General features: G+C 54.9%; 19 protein-coding genes. 9 read left to right on the forward strand and 10 right to left on the reverse strand.

Annotated features, from left to right (window positions below):
• Nucleotides 1-27 precede the first annotated feature (27 nt).
• The 7 genes from NF683_RS05905 (at nucleotide 28) to NF683_RS05935 (ending at nucleotide 9,578) form a co-directional block, all read left to right on the forward strand.
• On the forward strand, nucleotides 28-1,824 hold the full coding sequence (locus NF683_RS05905) for an ABC transporter ATP-binding protein (RefSeq protein ID WP_089040340.1): 1,797 nt from the start codon (nucleotides 28-30) through the stop codon (nucleotides 1,822-1,824).
• Nucleotides 1,818-3,587 carry an ABC transporter ATP-binding protein gene (locus NF683_RS05910; RefSeq protein WP_089040339.1) on the forward strand — a complete coding sequence of 590 codons (1,770 nt, stop codon included), beginning with the start codon at nucleotides 1,818-1,820 and terminating at the stop codon, nucleotides 3,585-3,587. The genes NF683_RS05905 and NF683_RS05910 overlap by 7 nt, the downstream gene beginning before the upstream one ends.
• Entirely contained in the window at nucleotides 3,587-4,531 is a 945-nt protein-coding gene (locus NF683_RS05915) for an ABC transporter permease (RefSeq protein ID WP_089040338.1), read from the forward strand. Before NF683_RS05910 ends, NF683_RS05915 begins: the two co-directional genes overlap by 1 nt.
• Nucleotides 4,528-5,475, forward strand: a complete 948-nt coding sequence (locus NF683_RS05920) for an iron chelate uptake ABC transporter family permease subunit (RefSeq protein ID WP_089040337.1) — start codon at nucleotides 4,528-4,530, stop codon at nucleotides 5,473-5,475. The genes NF683_RS05915 and NF683_RS05920 overlap by 4 nt, the downstream gene beginning before the upstream one ends.
• Nucleotides 5,472-6,248 (forward strand): iron ABC transporter ATP-binding protein, encoded by a 777-nt coding sequence (locus NF683_RS05925; RefSeq protein ID WP_089040336.1) that lies wholly within the window; start codon nucleotides 5,472-5,474, stop codon nucleotides 6,246-6,248. Before NF683_RS05920 ends, NF683_RS05925 begins: the two co-directional genes overlap by 4 nt.
• Nucleotides 6,245-7,213: a siderophore ABC transporter substrate-binding protein gene (locus NF683_RS05930; RefSeq protein ID WP_198361389.1), complete on the forward strand. Its 969-nt coding sequence runs from the start codon at nucleotides 6,245-6,247 to the stop codon at nucleotides 7,211-7,213. The genes NF683_RS05925 and NF683_RS05930 overlap by 4 nt, the downstream gene beginning before the upstream one ends.
• 250 nt (nucleotides 7,214-7,463) lie before the next feature.
• Nucleotides 7,464-9,578: a TonB-dependent receptor gene (locus tag NF683_RS05935; protein WP_089040978.1), complete on the forward strand. Its 2,115-nt coding sequence runs from the start codon at nucleotides 7,464-7,466 to the stop codon at nucleotides 9,576-9,578.
• A 112-nt stretch (nucleotides 9,579-9,690) separates the two neighbouring features.
• Here the strand turns inward: NF683_RS05935 and urtE are convergent, their stop codons facing one another.
• From urtE to NF683_RS05985, 10 genes are all read right to left on the reverse strand, one after another.
• Nucleotides 9,691-10,398, reverse strand: coding sequence for an urea ABC transporter ATP-binding subunit UrtE (gene urtE / locus NF683_RS05940; RefSeq protein ID WP_089040334.1), 708 nt, complete (start codon nucleotides 10,396-10,398; stop codon nucleotides 9,691-9,693).
• On the reverse strand, nucleotides 10,398-11,234 hold the full coding sequence (gene urtD / locus NF683_RS05945) for an urea ABC transporter ATP-binding protein UrtD (RefSeq protein WP_253921542.1): 837 nt from the start codon (nucleotides 11,232-11,234) through the stop codon (nucleotides 10,398-10,400). The genes urtE and urtD overlap by 1 nt, the downstream gene beginning before the upstream one ends.
• Entirely contained in the window at nucleotides 11,231-12,373 is a 1,143-nt protein-coding gene (urtC, locus tag NF683_RS05950; protein ID WP_253921543.1) for an urea ABC transporter permease subunit UrtC, read from the reverse strand. Before urtC ends, urtD begins: the two co-directional genes overlap by 4 nt.
• A 24-nt stretch (nucleotides 12,374-12,397) precedes the next feature.
• Nucleotides 12,398-14,011, reverse strand: a complete 1,614-nt coding sequence (urtB, locus tag NF683_RS05955; protein ID WP_253921544.1) for an urea ABC transporter permease subunit UrtB — start codon at nucleotides 14,009-14,011, stop codon at nucleotides 12,398-12,400.
• Between the two features lie 190 nt (nucleotides 14,012-14,201).
• Complete coding sequence (urtA, locus tag NF683_RS05960) at nucleotides 14,202-15,554, reverse strand: urea ABC transporter substrate-binding protein (protein ID WP_253921545.1); 1,353 nt, start codon at nucleotides 15,552-15,554, stop codon at nucleotides 14,202-14,204.
• A gap of 386 nt (nucleotides 15,555-15,940) precedes the next feature.
• Nucleotides 15,941-17,440, reverse strand: a complete 1,500-nt coding sequence (locus tag NF683_RS05965; protein ID WP_253921546.1) for a tripartite tricarboxylate transporter permease — start codon at nucleotides 17,438-17,440, stop codon at nucleotides 15,941-15,943.
• 49 nt (nucleotides 17,441-17,489) lie between these two features.
• Complete coding sequence (locus NF683_RS05970) at nucleotides 17,490-17,972, reverse strand: tripartite tricarboxylate transporter TctB family protein (RefSeq protein ID WP_253921547.1); 483 nt, start codon at nucleotides 17,970-17,972, stop codon at nucleotides 17,490-17,492.
• A 106-nt stretch (nucleotides 17,973-18,078) separates the two neighbouring features.
• Nucleotides 18,079-19,074 carry a Bug family tripartite tricarboxylate transporter substrate binding protein gene (locus tag NF683_RS05975; protein ID WP_253921548.1) on the reverse strand — a complete coding sequence of 332 codons (996 nt, stop codon included), beginning with the start codon at nucleotides 19,072-19,074 and terminating at the stop codon, nucleotides 18,079-18,081.
• A 181-nt stretch (nucleotides 19,075-19,255) separates the two neighbouring features.
• The gene (locus NF683_RS05980; protein WP_089040327.1) at nucleotides 19,256-19,987 is read right to left on the reverse strand and encodes a response regulator; all 732 of its coding nucleotides are present in this window, start codon (nucleotides 19,985-19,987) and stop codon (nucleotides 19,256-19,258) included.
• 33 nt (nucleotides 19,988-20,020) lie between these two features.
• Nucleotides 20,021-21,706, reverse strand: a complete 1,686-nt coding sequence (locus NF683_RS05985; protein WP_253921549.1) for an ATP-binding protein — start codon at nucleotides 21,704-21,706, stop codon at nucleotides 20,021-20,023.
• A 208-nt stretch (nucleotides 21,707-21,914) separates the two neighbouring features.
• Between NF683_RS05985 and NF683_RS05990 the strand changes: the two genes are divergently transcribed.
• Nucleotides 21,915-22,658: a DUF481 domain-containing protein gene (locus NF683_RS05990; RefSeq protein ID WP_089040324.1), complete on the forward strand. Its 744-nt coding sequence runs from the start codon at nucleotides 21,915-21,917 to the stop codon at nucleotides 22,656-22,658.
• 334 nt (nucleotides 22,659-22,992) lie between these two features.
• A complete protein-coding gene (locus tag NF683_RS05995; RefSeq protein WP_089040323.1) occupies nucleotides 22,993-24,546 on the forward strand; it encodes a BCCT family transporter in 1,554 nt (517 codons plus the stop codon).

A 24,546-nucleotide genomic window follows, 5' to 3' on the forward strand; every position in this document is an offset into this window, starting at 1 on the left:
CGTCCCATGACCGAGTAGCAACGATTCATGAACACGCAAACTACGTCGACTGCCCAAGGCTCTATCAGCCGAATACTGGCCCCCATCCGCACACGGCTCCTCATAGCAGCCACTCTGGCGGGCATCGGCACAATATTCACGATGGTACCGCTAGCCGGCATGGCGCACATCGCGCAGATCCTCGCTACCGCTTCAGACCAAGCCTGGGAGTTATCTGCGAGCAACGAACGCGACATCGTATGGGTGGTAACGGCCAGTATCGTCAGCGTCTTCATCGGCATGGGAAGCATGTTCCTCGGCGAGCTGATCGCGCATCTGGCGGATAACCGTCTGACACACCATCTACGTCAGGCCGTTCTCAGGCGCTTGGCCCAGACGCCGCTTGGCTGGTTTACCGGCCAAACCTCCGGGCAGGTCAAGCAAGCAATGCAGGATGACATTGCGACGCTGCACAGCCTGACCGCGCACTTCTACACTGCCGTCGGGCGCGCGCTTGGGGCCTTGTCGATCTCGGTGGTTTATCTGCTTGTGCTGGATTGGCGAATCGCTGTGATAACCCTATTGCCCCTGCCCGGCTTCTTTCTGTTTCTGCATCGGCTCATGCAATCCAGCAAAGCCAACATGGGAGAATTCGTAATACGGCTCGAGCACATGAACAGCGCCATCAATGAGTTCGTTAGCGGCATCCCCGTCGTGAAGACGTTCGGCACCACCGGACAGGCCTATCGCGGCTATCAGGACGCAGTGGATAGCTTCGCCGATGCATTTGATCGCTTTACCCGCCCGTTGGTCGCTTCCATGGCTCATGTTCATGCGATGGTAACGCCGATGACGATATTGGGACTGACGCTGCTGTGCGGAACGATTTCTGTCGTCAACGGCTGGACGACTCCCGTCGACTTGGTGCCGTTCATTCTGGTGGCGCCAGGTATCTGTGCCCCTTTGCTGCTTCTGCATACCCTGCTGCACGATCTGGGCAGTGCAACCGGCGCTGCGCAACGCGTCATGGCACTACTTGAAACGCCTATCTTGCAAGCGCCTCTCTCCGACCAGCAGACACTGCCTGCAAACAGCGAAATTCGTTTCGACAATGTGAGTTACGCCTATGATAACGAACATCGTGGGCTCTCGAATCTCGACGTCACCTTTGCCACAGGAAGTGTCACTGCGATTGTTGGGCCATCCGGAGCGGGCAAGTCGACTTTGGCACGACTTCTATTGCGCTTCTTTGATCCCACCCAGGGGCGCATCACCTTAGGCGGCGTGGATCTGCGCCAGCTCTCAACGGCGACACTTTACCAACATATCGGTTTTGTCCTGCAGGACGTCCGCCTTATCCATGCCAGTATCCGCGACAACATTGCCTTGGGCCGCCCTTCCGCCAGCCAGCAAGAGATTGAGGACGCGGCCCGCGCGGCGAACATTCACGAGCGCATCGTCGCATTACCCGATGGCTATGACACTGTCGTTGACGACGCCACCCAACTGTCTGGTGGTGAACAGCAGCGTGTGAGCATTGCCCGCGCCATTCTGCTTGATCCTCCGCTACTGGTACTGGATGAGGCAACCGCAGCAGTCGACGCGAGTAGCGAACTGGTCATTCAGGAAGCGCTAGCTCGGCTAACCCGTGGACGCACGCTGATCGTTATCTCCCATCGACTCGATACGACCCGATACGCCGATCTGATCCTGGTACTCGATGACGGCATGATCGTCGAGCAGGGCAACCATGACCACCTTCTCACTCAACATGGCCTATATGCCCGCCTTTGGGCCTTGAGCAACGCCACCTCAACGCTGGAATCAGAGGTACCAACGTGCTGAAAATACTGACTCATCTGCTCGGCGAGGACGCCGTACTCTTACGTCGTTATCTCGGGCTAGCGATTGGCTATGGCCTGCTTAGCGGTGTCACAATCCTGACATTTATCCCCATCATCACCTATTTGATGTCCGGAGATTCGACCAACGCCACCGTATGGTTGGTCATACTGCTGCTAGGTATTCTCGCGTGCTGGTTAGTGCGATCACATGTAGAGAAGGCGGGCGTTCGTGTGGGCGTCGCCGTCCTGCAGTCTGGGCGTCACCGTCTAGGCAGCCATGTAGCTCGCCTGCCCGTTGGCTGGTTTACCAGCACCAATACTGCGCGTCTTAACCATGTAGTGACTCAAGGTATAATGGCGGTAGCCCAGCTTCCCGCCCACGTTTTCACACCGGTGATCACCGGCCTGGTCGTGCCACTGGTCATCCTAATCGCTCTGTTAGCGCTGCACACGCCGCTCGGTATCGCAGCACTGATAGCATTAGCGCCACTGGTGAGCGTGTTATGGCTCACTTCCAAGCTCACCCGTCACGCCGACCGAGCCTTCCAGCAGAACTTCTCCGAAACCAGCCAGCGGGTAGTCGAATTTGCCAATGCGCAGGCGGTATTACGCGCCTTCAGCGGCGAAGGCCAGAGTACGCGCTTTCTGGAGAACGCACTGGAGAAGCAGCACCATTCCGGCACAAGGCTAGCCTGCCTTTCGGCTTTATCGGCGCTACTCAATACATGGGCAGTGCAGGCGGTATTTGCTGCCCTGCTGATCACCATCATGGTGTGGATCAATACGCTGCTGGGTGAGCCGCTGAAGGCACCTGACGTCACCAGTGTTATTGTGGCGCTGTTGCTGATCAGCCGGTTTATCGAGCCGTTGCTTGATGTGGCCCAGCATAGCGACGTTCTACGCAGCGCCAAAGGGCAGTTGGAGACAATAAAAACTGTTTTCGACGCATCGCCCTTACCCGAGACAACCACGCCTCAGCCGCCGCGTGATACCTCTATCGAACTTCACGCAGTACATTTTCGCTATGCCGCAGATGCGCCCAATGTGCTCAACGGAGTGAGTCTGTCGGTCAAGCCCGGCAGCATGACGGCATTGATCGGCGAATCGGGCTCGGGCAAGACCACTATCGCACGCCTTGTGGCACGTTTTTTCGATGTCGACCAAGGCCGCGTTTTCATTGGCGGTGTCGACGTGCGCGACATGTCCAGTGCTCAGTTGGCAGGCTATGTTAGCCAGATCCTCCAGGAGAGCCATCTGTTTGCTGGCAGCATAGCCGACAACATACGCTTTGGCCGCCCCGAAGCCAGCGATGCCGAGCTAATGGAAGCGGCAAATCTTGCGGGCGTCACAGAGATACTCGAACGCTTACCCCAGGGGCTAAACACGCCGGTGGGCGAAGCAGGTGTCCGCCTTTCCGGCGGAGAACGTCAGCGCATCGCGATCGCTCGAGCACTGATCAAAGATGCTCCCATCTTGCTGGTAGACGAAGCGACGGCCGCACTGGATCCACAGCACCAGGCCATCATTACTCAGACACTGGCACGGCTGCGTGGTCAACGTACGCTATTAGTGATCGCTCATCAGCTATCTACCGTGGCCATGGCCGACCAGATCATCGTACTGGATAACGGCCGCGTCGTGGAGCAGGGTGCACCCGCTGAACTACTCGTCCACAAAGGGCATTACGCCACCTTTCTTGGCCAGCGCCAGGCCGCTAAAACATGGCGCATTACACCGAATGCAGAAGGGAGAGAAGACACCTGATGCGTGGGTATCTGCCTTGTCTGTTTGTATTGCTTTGCGGAGTATCGTTACTGATAGGCGCGCAGCAGTTGAGTTGGCACCAACTAATCACTCTGTCGGATGATGCCTGGTTGACGCTCACAGCCAGCCGACTGCCGCGTCTCATCACCGTTATTTTGACTGGTGTAGGTCTGTCGATTTGCGGCGTGATTCTGCAGCACATCGTGCGTAACAAGTTCGTGGAGCCAGCCACCTCGGGCGGGCTTGATGCAGCTAAACTGGGCATTCTCGTATCGCTAACCCTAATGCCTGCAGCTGGCGCTGGATTACGAATGCTTGCCGCGCTGCTCTTTTGCTTCGCTGCAAATGTCGTATTTATCACTATTGTTCGCCGCATCAAGTTCACCAACAGCGTGCTGATTCCCGTCATCGGTTTGATGTACGGCGGCATGCTAAGCGCCCTTGCCGAGTTCTACGCCTACCGCCATAACATCTTGCAAAGCATGCAGGGCTGGTTACTGGGCGACTTTTCAAAGATCGTGCAAGGCCATTACGAAATCATCTACCTCATTCTGCCGGTCGTGATGCTTACCTACCTCTACGCCCATCGCTTCACGGTACTGGGCATGGGTGAGGCGGCGGCGGTGAGCCTAGGCATGAATTATCTTGCCATCGCCATACTAGGATTGATGCTGGTGGCCATCACGGTCTCGGTCACGGTCATCGCTGTGGGCGCCATGCCCTTTGTCGGCTTAGTGATTCCCAATTTGGTGGCGCTCTACTACGGCGATAACCTGACTCGCACACTGCCAGTAGTAGCACTGTCGGGGGCAACCTTGCTGCTGGCCTGCGACATTGTGAGTCGGCTGCTGATTTACCCCTTTGAAGTGCCCATCGGCTTAACAACGGCTTGCGTTGGGGGAGTGCTGTTTCTGATCTTGATTATCGGGAGAGCACAACGATGACAGCCAAGACTCGCCACACCGTTTGGGCAGCCGTGATCGTTCTAGCGCTCGCTTTTATCTTCGTGCGCTCAGGACTCGACTTCGACTATGTCATTCCGAAACGACTGGAACGCTTGGCCACTATGGTGATCGGCGGCATCTGCGTCGCTTGGTCGTCCATTGCGTTTCAAAGTCTTACCGGCAACCGGATATTAACGCCCGCCATCATGGGCTACGAGTCCATCTATCTGCTGTTTCAGGCTCTGTTGATGCTGATGCTGGGCACCCGCAGTCTGGTGGTACTCGGCGAGCACGGCAACGTCATACTCTCTATGCTGCTGATGCTTGGCTACTCCTGGGTGCTGCATCGCTGGCTGTTTCGCGATGGTAGAGACAACGTCTATTTCCTGCTGCTAGTCGGACTGGTGCTGACAATGGTCATTACCACCCTTACGCAGTTCATTCAGCTCAAGATGAGCCCGGGCGAATTTTCCATTCTGCTGGGGTACAGCCAAGCCACTTTCGGCAAAGCCAGCGCTGCACAACTGCTCTACGCTACCTCCATCGTGGTCACGATCTGTCTGGTGGGCTACAAGGCCCTTCCGGTGCTCGACGTGCTGTTGCTAGGCCGGGAGCAGGCCATCTCGCTCGGCATCGACTATCGACGCCGCGTACAACGCCAGCTTTTCTTGATTGCCGCGCTGGTAGCCATCTCAACCAGCCTGCTTGGCCCCACGGCATTCATGGGTATTTTCGTGGCCAATACTGCCTACGCGCTGGCAGGCACCTACCGGCATCGAGTCACACTGCCTTTAGGATGCGCCATCTCCATCGCCACTTTCCTCCTCGCCCAACTGCTGGTCGAACATCTCTTTAACTACAAAACCACCGTCAGCATTCTCGTCAACCTCGTATGTGGGGCTTACTTCCTGTCGCTGATGGTGCGGACGCGGGGCACGGCATGATTACGGTTCAAGACCTTCATAAAACCTATGCTAGCCGCACAGTGCTATCGGCTATCAATCTCCGCTTCCCGACGGGTCAATTGACGTCACTGGTGGGCCCAAACGGGGCAGGCAAAACGACCCTGCTGATGATGATCGCAAGACTGCTAAAGCCTTCTCAAGGAGTCATCCAGCTTGACGGCTCCCCGGTAGAGAACATTCGCATCGGCGAGTTTGCCAAGCGGGTGGCCACGCTGAGACAAACGCCTGAATTCAACCTGCGCCTGACCGTCGAGGAGTTGGTCGCCTTTGGTCGCTTTCCTTACACCCACGGCACGCTCACCCAGCATGATCATCAAGTGATCGATGATGCCCTGTCCTTTCTATCGCTGACGGCTCTACGCGGAGCTTATCTGAATGAGCTCAGCGGTGGCCAGCGTCAGATGGCGTTCCTGGCCATGACCATTGCGCAGCAAACCGATTACCTACTGCTCGACGAGCCTCTGAACAACCTCGATATCAAGCATGCCGTTCAGATCATGCAGGCCCTTCGCCGCCTCTGCGATGAATATGGACGAACGGTCATTCTGGTCGTCCATGACATCAACTTTGCCGCCAACTACTCCGATTACATTGTCGCCATGAAGGGAGGGGCTGTGCATTGCGATGGCAACGTCGCCGACGTCATCACCGAGCAGCGCTTGAGTGAGCTTTATGGACTGAACTTCGACGTCGCCCATAACGAGCGCGGCTATCTATGCAATTACTTCAAGCCCTCAGGAAATCTGGTATGACGCGATATCTCAACAGCCGCCGCCTGGCACACCTCCTCTTTCTCGCTTCGATGGCATTGATGCAAGGGTGCGATCAGACCAATGACATGCCCCCACAGGAGGCTATGACACCGCTAACGATTCAACACGTGTTGGGAAGCACTGTGATCGACCACCGTCCACACCGGGTAGCGGCATTAGACATGAATGAAGTCGACTTTTTGGATCAGTTGGACGTTCCAGTGGTGGGTATGCCGAAGGACTTTATTCCCCATTTTCTCGAGGAGCATCGACACAATCCGGCGGTTGAAGACCTGGGCTCTATCGTGCGCCCCAACCTTGAGCGGGTGCATCGAGCCAACCCTGATCTAATTCTCATGACATCGTTACAGGCCAACCATTATCACGAATTAGCTCAAATCGCGCCAACGCTCCACTTCGACGTGGATTACCGTAACAGCCAGAGCAACCACATTGACGTTATCAAAGACCATCTCATCGATCTTGGGAAGATCTTTGGCAAGGAGACACTGGCCCGTCAGCGCACGGCCGAGTTGGACAGTACTGTCGAGAAGGTTAGGCGTGTTACCCAAGGTCGGTCAGAGAGAGCGCTCATCCTGCTGCATAACAATGGCGCTTTCAACTCCTTCGGTGTGCAGTCGCGCTACGGTTTCATCTTCACCGAGCTAGGCGTTGAGCCTGCGGCTCCCGGCATCGATACCAGCATGCACGGCCAGCCTGTCTCCAGCGAATTCATTCAACAGGCCGACCCCGACATCATTTATGTCGTGGATCGTACTGCCATAATGGAACACCGGCCCACCATGGATGCCAGCAGCATGGCAAACCCTCTAATACGCCAAACCAGCGCTTGGCGAAATAACCGGGTGATCTATGTCGATCCCGAAGCTTGGTATGTCACCGCCGCCAGCGTGAGCGCCCTAGAGATCATCGCGGATGACATTATCGATGGGTATCGCGACTAGAGACTTAACCAACCAAAGCACTTCAAAAACGATCTAGCCGACTGCTGTATCGAGCGTTCCAACGACGGCTCGACTGGAGCGGCGTAGCTCCGCCTGTCTGATATAAAAGGAGACCGACATGGCCTTACCTCCCCCCCCTAAAACACAACCAGAATGGGCAAGAGCTCCACTGCGCCTCGCGGCTGCCTGTTTAAGCCCCCCATTACTCGCCCGGAACGCATTTCCGTTAGCCCTGAGCGCGAGTGCTCTCATGCTGCTTTCTTCACAGGCGCTTGCCCAAACTGCCGAGGACACCGAGCACAGCGAGGCGCGTAATGCTGTGGCCTTGGCGCCGGTCACCGTACACGGTGAAGCAACGTCAGTAAACGATACCTATGCAGGTGATCAGGTGACCTATAGCAATCGAGCGGGCTTTCTGGGCAACAAGGACTTTATGGAAACGCCTTTCAATGCCATCAGCTATACGGATCGCTTCATCCAGGATCAACAAGCCCAGAATATTGCCGATGTCATTGCGGCGACCGATCCGAGTGTATTCAGTAATGGCGTCACCAGTGCCTGGAGCGAGAGTTACTCGATCCGTGGATTCAATTCCAGCACCACTGACATGACATTTGATGGCCTTGCCGGGATGGCCCCCTACTACCGTACATCCCCCGAGATGTTCTCACGTATTGAGGTGCTCAAAGGGCCTTCTGCATTGCTTAACGGAATGCCCCCTGGAGGCTCCGTTGGTGGTGCTATCAACCTAGTTCCCAAACGGGCTGACGATGAGCCGCTGACGCGTTTCACCACCACGTACATGTCCGATGCGCAGCTTGGTGGGCACCTTGATGTTGGCCGACGCCTGGGGGACAACCAGCAGTTTGGCGTTCGCTTCAACGGCGTCTACCGGGACGGCGAGGGGGCTGTGGATAACCAGAAACCCAGGGTTCAAATGGGTGCTCTGGGGCTGGACTGGCGCGGAGAACAAGCTCGGCTGTCAGCCGACTTGTACAGTGCGGACGACCATATCGATGGCCCCGTTCGGGGTATCAACCTGGCCCCCGGCCTGGCAGTACCGACACCTCCCGACTCCGATACGCTGATCAACCCTGACTGGGCCTTTGCCAACACGCGCGACAAGGGGGCCATATTACGTGGCGAATTCGACTTTACCGACGAGATCATGGGGTACGCAGCGATCGGTCGAAGCGAAACGAATTACACCTACAACGGTGCCATGTCCTCCCAGGTGCTTGATGATCAAGGCAACTATCGCACAAGCATTGGTCAGCTCGCCTTCGATGTCGAAAAAACATCGGCGGAAGTCGGGGTTCGCGGTCATTTCCAGACCGGCGCCGTCAGCCATGCCATTAGCGTCAATGCCACTCATTACGAGCATGAGCAGCACGACTACGGGCGCAGAACTGTCCCCGGTGCGGACTGGGTCACCAACCTATACGATCCGCAGTGGGGCGCCGCTGCCGAATTTATCACCCCACACATCATGCATACAGAGCTACGCTTGAACAGCTATGGCTTGGCGGACACGATTTCATTTGCCGATGATCGCCTACAACTGACCCTCGGCGCCCGACGCCAGGAGGTAGTGAGCGACGCCTACAGCGTAACGAGCGGCGCACGCATCTCCCGCTATGATGAAAGCGCGGTCACCCCCGCCGCAGCGCTACTCTTCAGAGCCACCGACCAGGTATCACTCTACGCCAACTATATCGAGGGGCTCAGTCAGGGGGCCACGGCACCTATGAGTGCTGCCAATGCTGGTGAGGTATTTGAGCCTTACAAGACCAAACAAAACGAGATTGGGGTGAAGTTTGACCTAGGCGATTTCTCACATACACTTAGCCTTTATGAAATCAAGCGGCCCAGCAGTTACACCGACCTGGAAACTAATATCTTCTCGTTTGGCGGTGAGCAGCGTAACCGAGGAGCGGAGTGGAACTTCTTCGGCAGCCCCCTTAGTAACCTCCGCTTAATGGGTGGGATCGCCTATGTAGACCCTAAAGTCACCCGCGCCGCTAGCGATGAAAACCAAGGTAGTCAGGCCACTGGTGTGCCCGACCTTCAAGCCAAGCTAGGCGCTGAATGGGATCTATCCGCAGCACCAGGGCTAACACTGACCGCTAATGCCACCGCGATGTCAGAGCAGTATATTAATAGTGACAATTCCTTGTCGGTTCCTGGACACACCATTTACGACGTTGGTGCACGCTATACTACTCACCTTTCCAGCTACCCGTTGACGCTGCGCGCCACTATCGACAATGTAACCGATAAGGCGTACTGGGCCATGCCACAACTCTCAAGCCTTGCGCTAGGAGCCCCCCGCACCTTTATGTTTTCGGCCTCGTTAGACTTCTAGATAGCTGAAACAAGCGATGCGCTTGTCCTGGCACCCGTTGTTTTTTCACAACTAGGCTTGTCAATATGCACACCTCACCTGCGCCAGCCAAACAGGCGTAGGTGTGGATAACTTAAACAGTCAAGTGCTGTTTGATCAGTTCGTTGGAAAGCTCGGCGATTTCGCCTTTGGCCACCGGACGGCCACGATTCATAATCACAAAGCGGTCGGCGTACTTGCGGGCAAAGGGTAGCTTCTGCTCGACCAGTAGCACCGTTAGGCCATCTTCTTTGATCAACTGGCGAATCACCTGACCGATTTGCGCCACAATATTGGGCTGAATGCCCTCCCCGGGTTCATCCAAAATCAGCAGCTTGGGCTCTATTACCAGCGCGCGACCGATGGCGAGCTGCTGCTGTTGCCCACCAGATAAGTCACCGCCACGGCGATGCTTCATCTCTTTTAAAACCGGGAACAGTTCATAGATACGCTCGGGGATTTTTTTCAGCCCATCACTGCGCGCTGCCAAGCCGGTGCGTAGATTTTCTTCCACGCTGAGCAGCGGAAAAATCTGCCGTCCCTGGGGGACAAAGCCAATGCCCAAGCGGGAACGTGCCTCAACGGCTTTTTTGGTCAGCTCAATGTCGCTGCCCTCACCCTGATAGCGCAGCTGGCCGCTCTTTACGGCCACTTCGCCCATAATGGCTTTCATTAAGGTGGTTTTACCCACCCCGTTGCGGCCCATCACGCAAGTGCACTGGCCTTCAGGCACATCGAGGTCTAGATCCCACAAGGTGTGGCTTTCCCCGTAGAACTGGTTAAGTTTTTCAATCGCCAGCATTAGGCAGCCTCCTCGTCGTCCGCACCCAGATACACCTCAACCACGTTAGGGTCGCTTGAAACCTGATCCATACTGCCTTCCGCCAGCACGCTGCCTTGGTGCAATACGGTCACTTTACGGGCAATGGAGCGTACAAAGCCCATGTCATGCTCGACCACAACCACCGACTGCTTACCCGCCAGGCCCGTCAGCAGCTCAGCGGTGCGCTCCATCTCTTGCTCGGTCATCCCGGCAACCGGTTCATCTACCAGCAGTAAACGCGGGCGCTGCATTAGCAGCATGCCAATTTCCAGCCACTGCTTTTGGCCGTGGGAAAGAATCCCTGCTGGCTGGTAACGCAGCTCGGTCAGGCCAATCGTTTCAAGCACTTCATCGATGCGGTCTTTAATTTCACCGCTCATGCGGGCAGTCAGCGTGGGAAAAATACGCTTGTCGGCGGCCATCGCCAACTCCAGGTTTTCAAACACACTTAGCGCTTCAAAGACCGTGGGCTTTTGAAACTTACGACCGATTCCCAAGCTAGCGATATCCGGCTCATTCATTTGCAGCAGGTTATGACGGCTACCAAACCACACGCTGCCTGCGTTGGGGCGCGTTTTGCCAGTAATGATGTCCATCATGGTGGTTTTACCGGCCCCGTTAGGGCCGATAATGCAGCGCAGTTCACCGTCATCAATAGTCAGGTTTAAGTTATTGATTGCCTTGAAGCCATCGAAGCTCACCGAGACATCTTCCATATACAGAATCGGGCCATGGCGCACATCCACCGGTGATGCCTGAGGCGCCATAAAATCAAATACCCGATCCCGCGTGGTTAGCGATTGCAACAAGCTCATGCGGTAGCCTCCTTCGGCAAGGTAGCGGATTTTTTGCGGCGTTTTAGGTGGAGCAATAATCCCGCCACGCCTTTGGGTAGCAACACCGTGACCAAGACAAACATCGCGCCCAGGGCAAACAGCCATGCATCCGGCATCACGCCGGTGAAAATTGTTTTGGCGTAGTTAACTAAGATCGCCCCGATAACCGCTCCATAAAGCGTGGCGCGGCCACCCAGTGCCACCCACAGCACAATTTCAATTGAGAAAATCGGTGAGAACTCACTGGGGTTGATAATCCCTACCTGAGGGACATAAAGCGCGCCAGCCAAGCCTGCCAGCATGGCGGAAACCACGAATACAAATAGCTGGAAGCGCTCGACCCGGTAGCCAATAAACCGCGTACGCGCCTCGGCGTCCCGGGTTGCCACACATACCCGGCCTAGTTTGCTGGTAACAATCGCCCGACACAGGATGTAGCCCAGCGCCAGCGCAACGCCGGTGGCAATAAACAGCCCTAAGCGGGTGTCGTTGCTGCGCAGGTTGTAGCCCAGCAATTCGCGGAAATCGGTCAGCCCGTTGTTGCCACCAAAGCCCATCTCATTGCGGAAAAATGCCAGCATCAGGGCAAAGGTCAGCGCCTGGGTAATAATCGACAGATACACCCCAGTGACCCGCGAGCGAAACGCTAGAAAGCCGAATACCAATGCTAATAACCCAGGAGCCAACAGCACCATGGCAAACGCAAACCAGGCCATATCAAATCCGAGCCAGTACCAGGGCAGGCTGTCCCAGTTGAGAAACACCATAAAATCCGGCAGTACCGGGTCGCCGTAAGTACCGCGGTCACCAATTTGGCGCATCAGGTACATGCCCATGGCGTAACCGCCAATGGCAAAAAATGCCCCGTGGCCCAGGCTCAGAATACCCAAATAGCCCCATACCAAATCCACCGCCACTGCTAGCAACGCGTAACTTAAGTACTTACCGAACAGGTTCACGGTGTAAGCATTGACATGTAGCGGGTGGCCTTGGGGTACTGCCAAATGCAGCACCGTAACCAACAGCAAGGCGGCAAACAGAACACCAAGAAAAATCTGCGTGGCCCGTTCGCCAAACGGGCGGGTTAGCCAAAACTGGCTTGAAGATGATTGCGTCATTAATGAGATCGTTGATGACATCGCTTAGCCCTCCGCAGCCCGGCCCTTCTGCGGGAAGAGTCCACGCGGGCGTTTTTGAATAAATAGAATGATGAACACCAGGACAATAATTTTGGCCAGCACGGCGCCTGCCCAGGGTTCCAACACTTGGTTGATAATGCCCAGGGAAAGCCCGGCCACCAGGGTGCCCCATAGATTTCCCACGCCGCCGAAAACGACGACCATAAAGGAATCAATAATGTAGTTCTGGCCCAGGTTGGGGCCGACGTTGGTCAGTTGTGATAACGCAACGCCTGCCAAACCTGCGACGCCAGACCCTAATGCGAAGGTCATAATATCGACCCGCGTGGCGCGGATACCCATGGAACGTGCCATGGCGCGGTTTTGGGTCACTGCACGCACTTCAAGCCCTAGCCGCGTGCGGCGCATAATCAGCATCAGCGCGGCAAACACTACCAGTGCAAAACCGAGTACAAACATACGGTTAAGAGTTAGCGACAGTGCATCGTTAATCACTAATGAACCGCTCATCCATTCGGGCGTTATGACCGTACGGTTTAGCGGTGAAATCACCGTTCGCACCAGCTGTTGTAAAATCAGGCTGATACCGAACGTCGCCAGCAACGTTTCCAACGGACGGCCCTTCAGGAACTGAATAACGCCTCGCTCAATGGCAATGCCCACCAGCGCGGCCACCATAAAGCCCGCGGGAATCGACAGAATTAGCGCCAACCCTGGCTGGCCGGGCAACAGTTGCTGCATCATCCAGGTGGTATAAGCGCCCAGCATGATTAGCTCACCATGAGCCATATTGATAACGCCCATCACGCCAAAGGTAATGGCCAGGCCAATCGCCGCCAACACCAGTACCGAGCCAAGCGAAAGCCCGAAGTAGAGCGTTTCCAGGCCACGGTTAATTTTGAGATCCTGCTCAATGCTGCTCAGCGCTTCATTGGCGGCATCGGCAATCACGGGGTCATCGCTATTCGCTGCCCGACTTAGCGCTACTCGAACACGTGGATGCAAACTGCCTCGCAGCGTTTCAACGCCTTCAAGCTCGCCGCTTTCAACTTGGTAAATCGCCAGCGCCTGGGTAAGCCTGCGCGCTACCTCGGCATCTTCTTCCTCAGCGATCAGTTGACTGAGCGGTTTGGCCAGCTCTTCATCGACCTCGCCCAGTAGTCGGCTGGCTGAAGTACGCCGGCGCTCAACGTTTGGCGAATACAAATCCACTACGGCAATAGCGCTGCGTAGCTGGTTGCGTAAATTGTTATTAATGCCAATACGATCCAGGTCGCGGCGGGACATCTCCCCCAGCGGTTCATTGGTTAGCGCATCTGCAACTGGCCAATCGCGACCTTGATTATCGAGCACCACCACAAAACGACCGTCGTCAGTGCGCTGCAAGCGGCCATCCAACAAGGACTGCAGCCAATCACGCGCGCGCTCATCATCGCTTTGCAAAATAGCGTTGATCGCTTCGCCTTTGGCGGAATAGGAACGCACGTCCAGCGCGTTTAGTAGCTCAAGCGCCGCTGCGTCATCAGCCTCAACGGTGGCGCTTGTTTGTGCCTGGGCGGTGACTGTGACGCTTAACAACAGCAGACACAGCAACCCTAAGGAAAAGAAACGCCTCATGGGGTTCTTCCTTTGGTTAACAAAAAGGGGGGAACTGAAGATAACGGTGCCAAGAACAAGTTTCCGCGAGGGCGCTGTGAACCCATCCATGGGCGCTACTTTCGCCATCCATGGCGAAAGACCCTCGCTTCAACCTGTTCTTACACCACAGCGTTAACAGCGGTCATTTCCCTGCTATATATCGCTTTACTTACTCAGCGAGGGCCGCTTCAGCCTCTTCTGCTGCGGTGCTGCCACCACACGAGCCGTTCACCACGTTGAAGTTGCCGCACTCCATGGGCTTGCGCCAATCGGCAATCAAATCACGTGAGCCAGGCAAGTAGTCAGACCATGCATCGCCCGCTACGGTAGAAGGCGTTTGCCAGACGATATCGAACTGGCCATTGTCTTGAACTTCACCAATCAGCACCGGCTTAGTGATGTGATGGTTGGGCATCATCGCCGCATAGCCACCGGAAAGGTTAGGCACGGCGACACCGATAATCGCGTCTTTTACCGCATCGACATCGGTAGTGCCTGCTTTACGCACCGCTTCGGCCCACATGTTGAAGCCAATGTAGTGCGCTTCCATGGGATCGTTGGTGACAGCCTCTTCGTCGCCGGTATAGTCGATCCAGGCGTCGATAAAGTCGTAGTTGTCATCAGTATCGACGCTCATGAAGTAGTTCCAGGCCGCCAAGTGGCCGACTAACGGGCCGGTATCAATGCCGGTGAGCTCTTGCTCGCCCACCGAGAAGGCGATGACTGGAATATCGGCAGCATCAATACCTTGGTTAGAGAGTTCGGTGTAAAACGGCACATTGGCATCGCCGTTAATCGTTGAGATAACCGCCGTGGGTTTACCCTCTTCACCAAAGCGGCGTATTTCTGCCACGATGTTCTGCCAATCTGAATGGCCGAACGGCGTGTAGTTGATCATGATGTCCTCATCAGCGATGCCATGCTCATCTTTGAGGAAAGCTTCGAGAATACGGTTGGTGGTACGCGGATAGACGTAGTCGGTACCGACCAGCGCAAAGCGCTCGATGCCGACTTCATTAATCAGATACTCAACCGCAGGAATCGCCTGCTGATTGGGGGCGGCACCGGTATAAAAGACGTTTTCCGAGGACTCTTCACCTTCATACTGCACCGGGTAGAACAACAGGCCGTTAAGCTCTTCCACTACCGGTAGTACTGCCTTACGGGAAACGGAGGTCCAGTTGCCGAAGATCACGTCGACCTCTTCTTGCGCCAGTAGCTCCCTAGCACGCTCGGCAAATAGCGGCCAGTTAGAGGCAGGGTCGACAACAACCGCTTCAAGTTGGCGACCCAGCAAGCCACCCGCGTCGTTTTGCTGCTCAATAAGCATCTCAACGGTGTCTTTAAGAACCGTCTCACTGATCGCCATGGTGCCTGAAAGTGAGTGAAGGATACCGACCTTGATCGGATCGTCATCCTGGGCAATGGCTTGTGTACTGGCCCCCATAACGGCGGCGGTCATTAAGGCAGTAGCGAAACGGCCAACGGTACGAGGGTGTGTCTTGCGCTGCAATGTGGTCACTTGAACCTCCTTGCGCCCCTTATGACGGGGCTCGTTATTTGAGCTTCGCGGCCAAGAACTCCCGTTATGTAACTTTGGAACGGTTATTACGGGGCTTGGTGCATCCACTAGCTCCTAGCTGCTGCAAGGTTTGCGCCACACTACAAAAAGAAACACTAAAAGACTTAAAATCAAAAGGTTAGTTTTAAAAAAAGTTATCCCATCTTCACCGGCCGCACTATCGTGGCGCGCCAACATCCAAAAAATGCACGCTGTTTATGCACCACAACGACACCTCGCACCAATAGTGCGCTTTCTGTTGCATACGCCTAGTAACCCCGCCCATTTCTTGCACAAAAAAAAGCGCCCTAGGAGATCCTAGGACGCTTTACACGCATGCCTATGTTCTATTCAGCAGTATTCAAACGCTTAGTGCGGCGCTTTTTCAGCAGCGGTAAACCAAGCGACAGCACCGCGATGACCAGTAACGACAGCGAAATCGGCTTGTCGATAAAGGTCGTCCAATCCCCACCGGAGATCTGCAGCGCGCGACGCATGGACTCTTCCATGATGTTGCCTAGAATGAGCGCCAGAATCAGCGGCGCGGCGGGGAAGCCGAACAAGCGCATTCCCAAACCAACCAAGCCAAAACCCAGCAGCAGCAATAAGTCGAACACGCTGAAGCTCATACCGTAAACACCGATCATGCAGAAGATCAAAATCAGTGATAGCAGCAACGGTTTGGGCAGATCGAGAATCTTGGCGATCAGCGGAATCAGCGGCAGGTTAAGCACCAGCAGGAAGATATTGCCGATGTACATACTGGCGACCACGCCCCAGAACACGTCTGGGCGCTGTTCAAGCATCATCGGGCCAGGATTAACGCCCATCACCAGCAGTGCGCCAAGCAGTACGGCGGTGGTGCCAGACCCCGGCACACCCAAGGTTAACAGCGGTACAAACGAACCGGTACACGCCGCATTATTTGCCGCTTCTGGCGCAGCAACGCCTTTGATGTTGCCTTTACCAAACGTATCGCCGTCTTTGGCAATACGTTTTTCCATGCTGTAGCCAAGAAACGAGCCGATGGTCGCACCTGCGCCCGGCAGAACGCCGGTAAAGAAGCCCAACACTGAACTGCGGCTAACAGGGCCTGCTATCTGCTTGACTTCACTGCGGGTCAATTTCAACGACCCGATCGCGTTACGCGGCGCTTCTTTACCACCGCCTCCGCGTAGCAACATGTAGAACACTTCGGCTAACGCGAAGATACCCAGCGCGACGACCAGAAAGTCGATACCGTCGAGCAGGTGGATAGAGCCAAAGGTAAAGCGCTCGGTGCCGGTTTGCATATCAATCCCGATGATCGAGATCATCACCCCAATAACAGCGGCAATTAACCCTTTAACCAGCGACTTATCGGATAGCGACACAACCGCGGTTAAGCCCAGCACCATCAACGCAAAGTATTCAGCAGGGCCAAAACTTACCGCGACTTTGGAGAGCAGCGGCGCAATCAACATCAAGAAAACAACGGAGATGGTACCGCCAACAAAGGAGGAGTAAGCGGCAATCGCCAGCGCCTTACCTGCCAGCCCTTGCTTGGCCATCGGATAGCCGTCAAAAGAGGTCGCAACCGTTCCCGCCACGCCGGGGGCGTTCAGCAAAATAGATGAGGTGGAGCCGCCGAAAATAGCGCCGTAATACACCCCGGCCATCAAGATCAGTCCTGAAGAAGGCTCCATAGCGAAGGTAATCGGGATCATCAGCGCCAGCGCGCTGATCGGCCCAAGGCCGGGCAACATGCCGATGATGGTGCCAGCAAAGACACCGGCAAAGACGTAAGCGATATTGATAGGCTCAAGCGCGATGCCAAAGCCGTACATTAGATTGTTAAAGGCATCCATGGGAGTGTCTCTCTTTTAAACCCGCTAACAGTGGGCAAGCGCGGCCTGATTAAAACGGCAGCACGCCAGTGGGTAGGTAAACATCCATTACCCGCGTCATGGTTAAATACAGCGCTAACACCACCCCAAGCGATGTTGCCAGATTGATCCCATGGCGGCGGTAGCCGTAGTAAGCAGTTAGGCCAACACACAGCAGCGTCGAAGCCAGCACAAAGCCTAACGGCACGAGCAGGAACGCGTAGGCCGCAATGGCGATGGCGGTGACGATCACCCGCGCCCAAGGCGTTAGCAGTAGCGGCCCCTGAGTTTCGGCTTGATCAATCTGATCGGCCCCCGCAATAGGACCAGGACGCTCAAAAAACAAGCACGCCGACAGCAATAACAAGGAAACACCTAGCACTTTTGGAAACAGGTCAGAATCCACTGGGCGGGGCAGCGGAAAGTTGGGAATTTGCCAGGCCATTGCCAGATAGGCAGCCGCCACTAACGCCAACACAAGCGCTAGCCATTGGTTGGTATTGAATCGAGTCATGGGAAAGTTCTCCGAAGACGTCATTGCTGAACAGCAAGACCCTTGCGGTATCAGACGGAAGATCCCGGTGGCACGCTGCCACCGGGGGAGCCTTTGGGACGAGCGCTTACTGGCGCATCAGCCCCAGGTCGGTCAACACGCTGCTGAACTGCTCTTGTTGCTCATCCAGGAAGGTAGCGAAGCCGTCGCTATCCTGGTAGGCATCAATCCAGCCCAGCTGGTCGCTTGCTTCGCGCCATGCATCCGTTTCGAGCATTTCGGCGAAGAGCGTCTCGTAGTATTCAACCGCCTCTTCAGGCATTTCCGGCGCGCCCATTACGCCACGCCAAATATCGAAAGTGTAGTCGTAACCCTGCTCTTGGTAAGTGGGTACATCGGCCAGTCCACCGCCCAGGCGCTCTTCGGAAGACACGCCCAGCGCGCGTAGCTGGCTACCTTCGCCCAACTGACCTACCGCTTCACCGGCACCGCCAATGACTGCCTCGATATGGCCACCCATCAGGTTAGTCATGGCGTCGCCACCACCTGAGAAGGGAATGTAGTTAACCGAGGAGGCTTCCATACCCGCCGCGGAAGCAAGACCGGCAACTGAGATGTGATCCATCGAGCCCGGCGCACTACCACCGCCCACGCTTAAACTAGGGTTCTCTTTGAGCGCTGCAAAAAGATCATCCAGGTTTTGATACTCGGAATCTGCCGCCACCAAAATAATCGAATAGTCGGTATTGATACGCGCAATCGGGGTGAAGTCGGTGTGGTCGTAACGCGATGCGCCTGCCAGGGGGACTAAAATCATCGGCGGGCTGGTAGCGAAAAGTTTATGCGGATTACCGTTATCACGGGCTACCTGAGCCCAGGCAACTGCACCGCCACCGCCAGGCACGTTAATGGCTGCAAAGCTTTCGTCGGCCAGCTCTTCTTGCTGAATAACGCGGGACATGGTGCGCACTAGCGTGTCCCAGCCGCCACCGGGGTTGGCCGGTGCAACAAATTCAATCGAACGGCTCGGCGTCCACTCTTGGGCGCTGGCGGACGTTGTCATGGCAAGGGCTGCCATCGGTACAGCAAGCACGGCAAAGCGCTTTAGGGGAAGCATGGTCATGGGCGTTCTCCACATTAGCTATCTATTGTTATAGATGGTTGTTATCTGCGTATCTTTGTGTGGTTACGCCCTTCACATTAGAAGACCGCTACTCCTCGCGACAAGCTTATGACCATTAATGGCAAAAAGTGCTTTTTGTGCGTTTTGTTCATTTTGTTCACGGCCGGTTAGAACGGCTCGTTTACAGTGATTCCAGCCATGTGGAAGAGGATTCCAGCAGCCGATAGCGGCGCTCAGGGCGGCCGACATCGCCATAGCCAATTTCTGCATTAACCGCTTGTTCAGCTACTAAAAACTCCAAATAACGACGCGCTGTTGAACGGCTTGCGCCCATTGCCTGCGCTACTTGCATCGCCGTTTGGGAATCATGCTCGGCTGCCAACGACTCCACCACACAGCGCAGGGTCAAGCGGTCGATGCCTTTAGGTAACGTGCGCGTAGCTAGCCGCGGAGATTCACCTGGTTGCAAGCGAGCAAGCACCTGATCCAGCTCGTCTTGACTCATTTCAGCCCGATTCGCCAATGCCTCTCGCTCGCGGCGAAAACGTGTCAGCATTTGCGTCATACGCGTCGCTTCAATCGGTTTAATCAGATAATCAAAGACGCCACCACGCAACGCTTCGCTGATGGTTTCTACTTCGCGGGCAGCTGTCACCATGACGATATCCACATGCACATAGTCACGGCGAATGGCCCATAGCAGCTCCAGGCCCTCCACATCAGGCAAGTAAGCATCTAATAAGATGAGTTGAACAGCATCAGCATGCTGGGCCATCAGGGCTTTGGCTTCGTTGCCGTTACGCGCCAATCCCACCACATAAAAGCCGTCGCTTTGTTCAATAAAAGCCTTGTGGATATCAGCAATGCGAAAATCGTCTTCGACGACCAAAATACCGTACTGCGTCGCAGACATAGTGTTTCCTCTTCCTGGCGTCGTTATTATGATTTAAGGCGTTGTGGCGATGGGGTCGCAAAGCGCGCGATCCAGCACGGCAATAAAGCACGCGCCGCCTAACTCGCTCTCTTCTAATGTCACCTCACCGCCATGCTGACGGCACAACCGCGCGACCAGCGCTAAGCCAATGCCACGATGTTTACCGGTTTTGGTCGAAAATCCATCTTGAAAGATCGATTCCGCATGCTCGCCGGGCACACCTGAGCCGTTATCCTCTACTTCAATCAACAGCTGCTCGCCCAGATCCGTAAAGAACAGGCGAACTTTCGGGGTGTCACTGTTTGGGCCATTAAGCGCCGCATGACAGGCGTTATCTAATAAGTTGCCCACAACGCTCATCATGACCTCCTGCCCAGTGACCGTTAGTGGGCAGGAGAGCGAGCTCTGCTCATCAATTTCCAGTGCAACCCCCAACTCCCGTGCTCGCGTCAATTTACCCAACAAGATGCCGCTGAGTACTGCGTCAGCTACGTGACGCATTAAAAAGCTCATTTGCGCCTGGGCACGTTCGGTTTCGTGATGAATCAGCGCTAGCGCCTCATCAACGCGGTTAAGCTGCAGGAGACCAGAAATGGTGTAAAGCTTGTTGGAAAACTCGTGGGCCTGGGCACGTAGCATATCCACATCACGGCTTGCCTGGGTAAGTGCCTGGGAAAGATCAATAATTTCGCGGCGACTGCGAAATGTCGCCACGGCACCTTCGATCTCACCTTCGTGCAAAATAGGCACGCGGTTAGCCACCACGGGATGGTCGCCCAGCCACATTTCCTGGTCAAACTCCTGCTCGCCGTGCTTTAACACCTCGCTTAAGCGCGAGTTGGGCACCACCTCACGAATTGGCTGCCCCAGCAAAACCTGTTCATCCGATAACCCTAGAAAACGGCGTGCCTGCTGATTCACTAACGTGATCTGACCATCGCGGTTAACCGCCAGAATACCTTCGTGGATAGATTGCAGGATGGCCTCTTTTTCCATGGCCAAGCGGGCTATTTCATAAGGCTCTAAACCAAGGATGACTTTTTTAAGATGCTGCGACAGCCAATAGGCCCCGGCAAACCCTAGCAAAATCATCAGCGCCACCAGCGCCCACCCCAAGCTGGTATAACGAGCCACATCCATATCAACTCGTTCTAGCATGAAGCCCACCGAAACCACCCCGATGATATTGCCCTCTTCATCCCAGATGGGCGTTTTGCCCCGCATGGCGGTGCCTAACGTTCCGGTAGCTTCCGATACGTATGACTGACCGTAAATCAGCGCCTGATCGTTATCCCCGCCCACCATTGGCTGGCCGATACGCTCAGGCACTGGGTGCGAGTAACGAATCGACTGGGCATTACCCACCACCACATAACGGGCACCAGTCTCGTGGCGAACGCGTTCAGCAAGCGGCTGGATAATCAGCGACGGGTCGGGTGTCGAGAAAGCATTAACAATTTGCGGCATGCCCGCGACGGTCTTGGCCACTGCCAATGCCCGCTCGCCCATTTGGTGGGTGATAATTTCTGCTTTACGGTGGTTCAGGTAGGTGCCTTGTGCCAGCAACATACCCGCCAGCAGAAAGCCGACCAGCAGCATGACTTGCAGGCGAAAACTACGCTTGTACCAGCGGCGCTTGGCACGAGTACGGCGCCAGCGCTGTAATTCGGCCAACGTACGTGGGCGTGGGGCGGTCATAAAGGAACTCACTAGGCGCGACAGCGTCATTATGGCATGCAGCGCCAAGCGGCGTTAGCCGTTGCGCTTTTTCGACTATTTACTTATTTAGCAGCCACTGATTTTGTTTTTATCGATATACTCAGCGCTTTTAAAGCGTGCATGACGAACTCTCATCCTGCAACATCGCAGCCGCTCACAAAGACCGCTACTCAGGAGGAGTTACTTGTTGAGTTTATTAAGAAATGTCTTATTAGCTAGCTTGTCGCTATGGGCAACTTCCGCCGCTGCTTATCCATTTTACGCCCCACCACCGCCACAAGATGATACGCCGGTGTTCAGCGGCGATGCCGAACTTGGTTTTACCCACCTTTCCGGCAATACCAATAGCCAAACATTGATTGGAAAGACACGCCTGACATGGCTGACGGGAGACTTCACTCATTCGCTGCGCGGTGAAGTCCGCAATGTGAGCAAAAACGGAGAAACCAGCGCTGAGCAATATTTAGTGGCCGGCAGAGAGCGTTTTGACTTTAGCGGGCCCCACTATCTGTTTGGCTTTGCCCGCTGGGAAAAAGACCGCTTTGCTGGCTACGACCAGCAGCTTTCTGCCATTGGTGGTTATGGGAGACAATTGCTAGCTGGTGAACAACATTCACTGTCGTTAGAAGCAGGCCCTGGCTATCGTAATGATCGATTACGCGGCGCTGATAATGAGCAATTGGCAGTTGCTTATACAGCACTCGACTATCAATTTGGCTTCTCAGATTATGCGGATATCGCCCAGGAAATGTCGGTGGAATATACCCATCAGAACACTACAGCGCGTTCATTAACGGCACTAACGGCTCGGCTAAATTCACGACTTTCGCTACGCCTTTCCCATGAAATCAAACACAACTCGCAGCCGCCTGAAGATGCCAGCGAACGCACTGACAGCACTACCAGCGCATCACTGCTCTATCACTGGTAACGCGCGACGCCCCAAACACAGCCGCCTTATTTTTCATTTATTATCATATAGTTATACCGTATTTTAAGTAGCTATGACCGTCATTAATCTATTCATAATGGTGCATCTCGCTTATTTTTCGCACCATTTTTATGCAATTCATCCCTCATTATTAGACTTTGGTCTATAGAGAAGATATACTACCCACAGTTTCCTGTCCTCGCGCCATTCATTGAATGGCGCTTTTTTTTGTTTCGAAAATCGGATGCTTTTAGGCGTTACGCCTACTCACGCCCGGTTTAGTTAAGCTCAATACTCTGCTTACTCATCCCCTCATTAAACATAGGTGTTCTTAATGAACCACCCTGCCAACACAAGCGAGGGTACTTCGCGGTTTTCCCTCGGCGACCCCATCGTACTGGTGCTTAGCATCGGTTTCATCGTGGCGTTTCTTGGCCTCTCCTTTTATGACATTGATCTTGTCGCCAACTCAATCAGCGCTGGCTTTGCTTGGACAGCCCTGGTGCTAGGCAGCTACTTTCAATTGTTACTGTTACTGACTTTTTTTATTGCCATTGGTCTAGCTGTTACGCCAGCGGCAAAAGCCAAGATTGGCAATCTCGATGCACCAGAAATGAGTACCTTCAAGTGGCTATCGATTATTCTGTGCACATTGCTAGCAGGGGGTGGTGTCTTCTTCGCCGCCGGAGAACCGGTCTATCATTTTGTGGTAACCCCTCCTGCTTTTGACACCGAAGCCGGCACCGCCGAAGCCGTCTCAAGCGCCCTTGCCCAATCGTTCATGCACTGGGGCTTTTTGGCCTGGGCGGTACTTGGCTCGCTAACCGCGGTGGTGCTTGCCCACGCCCACTATGTGAAAGGCCAGCCACTGCAGCCACGCACACTGCTTTACCCGGTTTTTGGCGAGCGGCTTATGCGTGGCCCGCTAGGTGGCGTGGTAGACGCTTGCTGCGTGATTGCGTTGGTAGCAGGTACTGTCGGCCCCATCGGATTTCTAGCTACTCAGGTAAGTTTTGGCTTGCATGAGCTGTTCGGCCTTCCCGAAGGCTACCTCGGGCAGCTTATTATTCTTGCGGTACTAGGTTGCATTTACGTGCTCTCTTCGATGAGTGGTGTTCATAGAGGCATTCAACTGCTTAGCCGCTTTAACGTACTGCTGGCACTTGCCATTGGCGCGGTGATCATCGTGTTTGGCCCTACGCTGTTTTTGGTCAACACCTATGTGTCGAGCATGGGTGCTTACATTAGTAAGTTTTTCACCATGGCAACCATGACCGCCGACACCGCTCCCGCTTGGTGGATGCAGTGGTGGACCGTCTTTTTCTTTGCCTGGTTTATTGGCTATGCACCGCTGATGGCGATTTTCGTGGCGCGTATTTCACGCGGACGCAGTATTCGCGAAATGATTCTTGCCGTGGCGGTACTCGCCCCGATTGCGACGACCGTATGGTTCACTCTGCTGGGCGGCTCAGGCATTTATTATCAGCTCACAGGCGTCATTGACCTGACAGAGGCACTGAATAATTTTCAGTTTGATGTAGCGACGCTTACCGTGGCCCAAGCGCTCCCCGGCGGCACCTGGATGGCACTGGCAATTTTGTTATTGACGACAATTTTTGTGGCCACCACAGGTGATTCGATGAGTTATGCCATTGCCGTAGTAGGTGCTGGCCATGATGATCCAAGCCCTTACGTACGTGCTTTCTGGGGGATTGCCATGGCGCTAATGGCAGCGGTGCTGCTGTATATGGGAGCAGGGCAAATTGGCGCCTTACAGCAGTTTATCGTGATTACCGCGATTCCCGTTTCACTGATTTTACTGCCATCGCTGTGGAATGGCCCCCAGGCAGCTTATGCCATGGCGCGCGAGCAAGGCATTATCGAGTAA

This window comes from Halomonas sp. MS1 (assembly GCF_024182575.1).
Classification (GTDB): domain Bacteria; phylum Pseudomonadota; class Gammaproteobacteria; order Pseudomonadales; family Halomonadaceae; genus Vreelandella.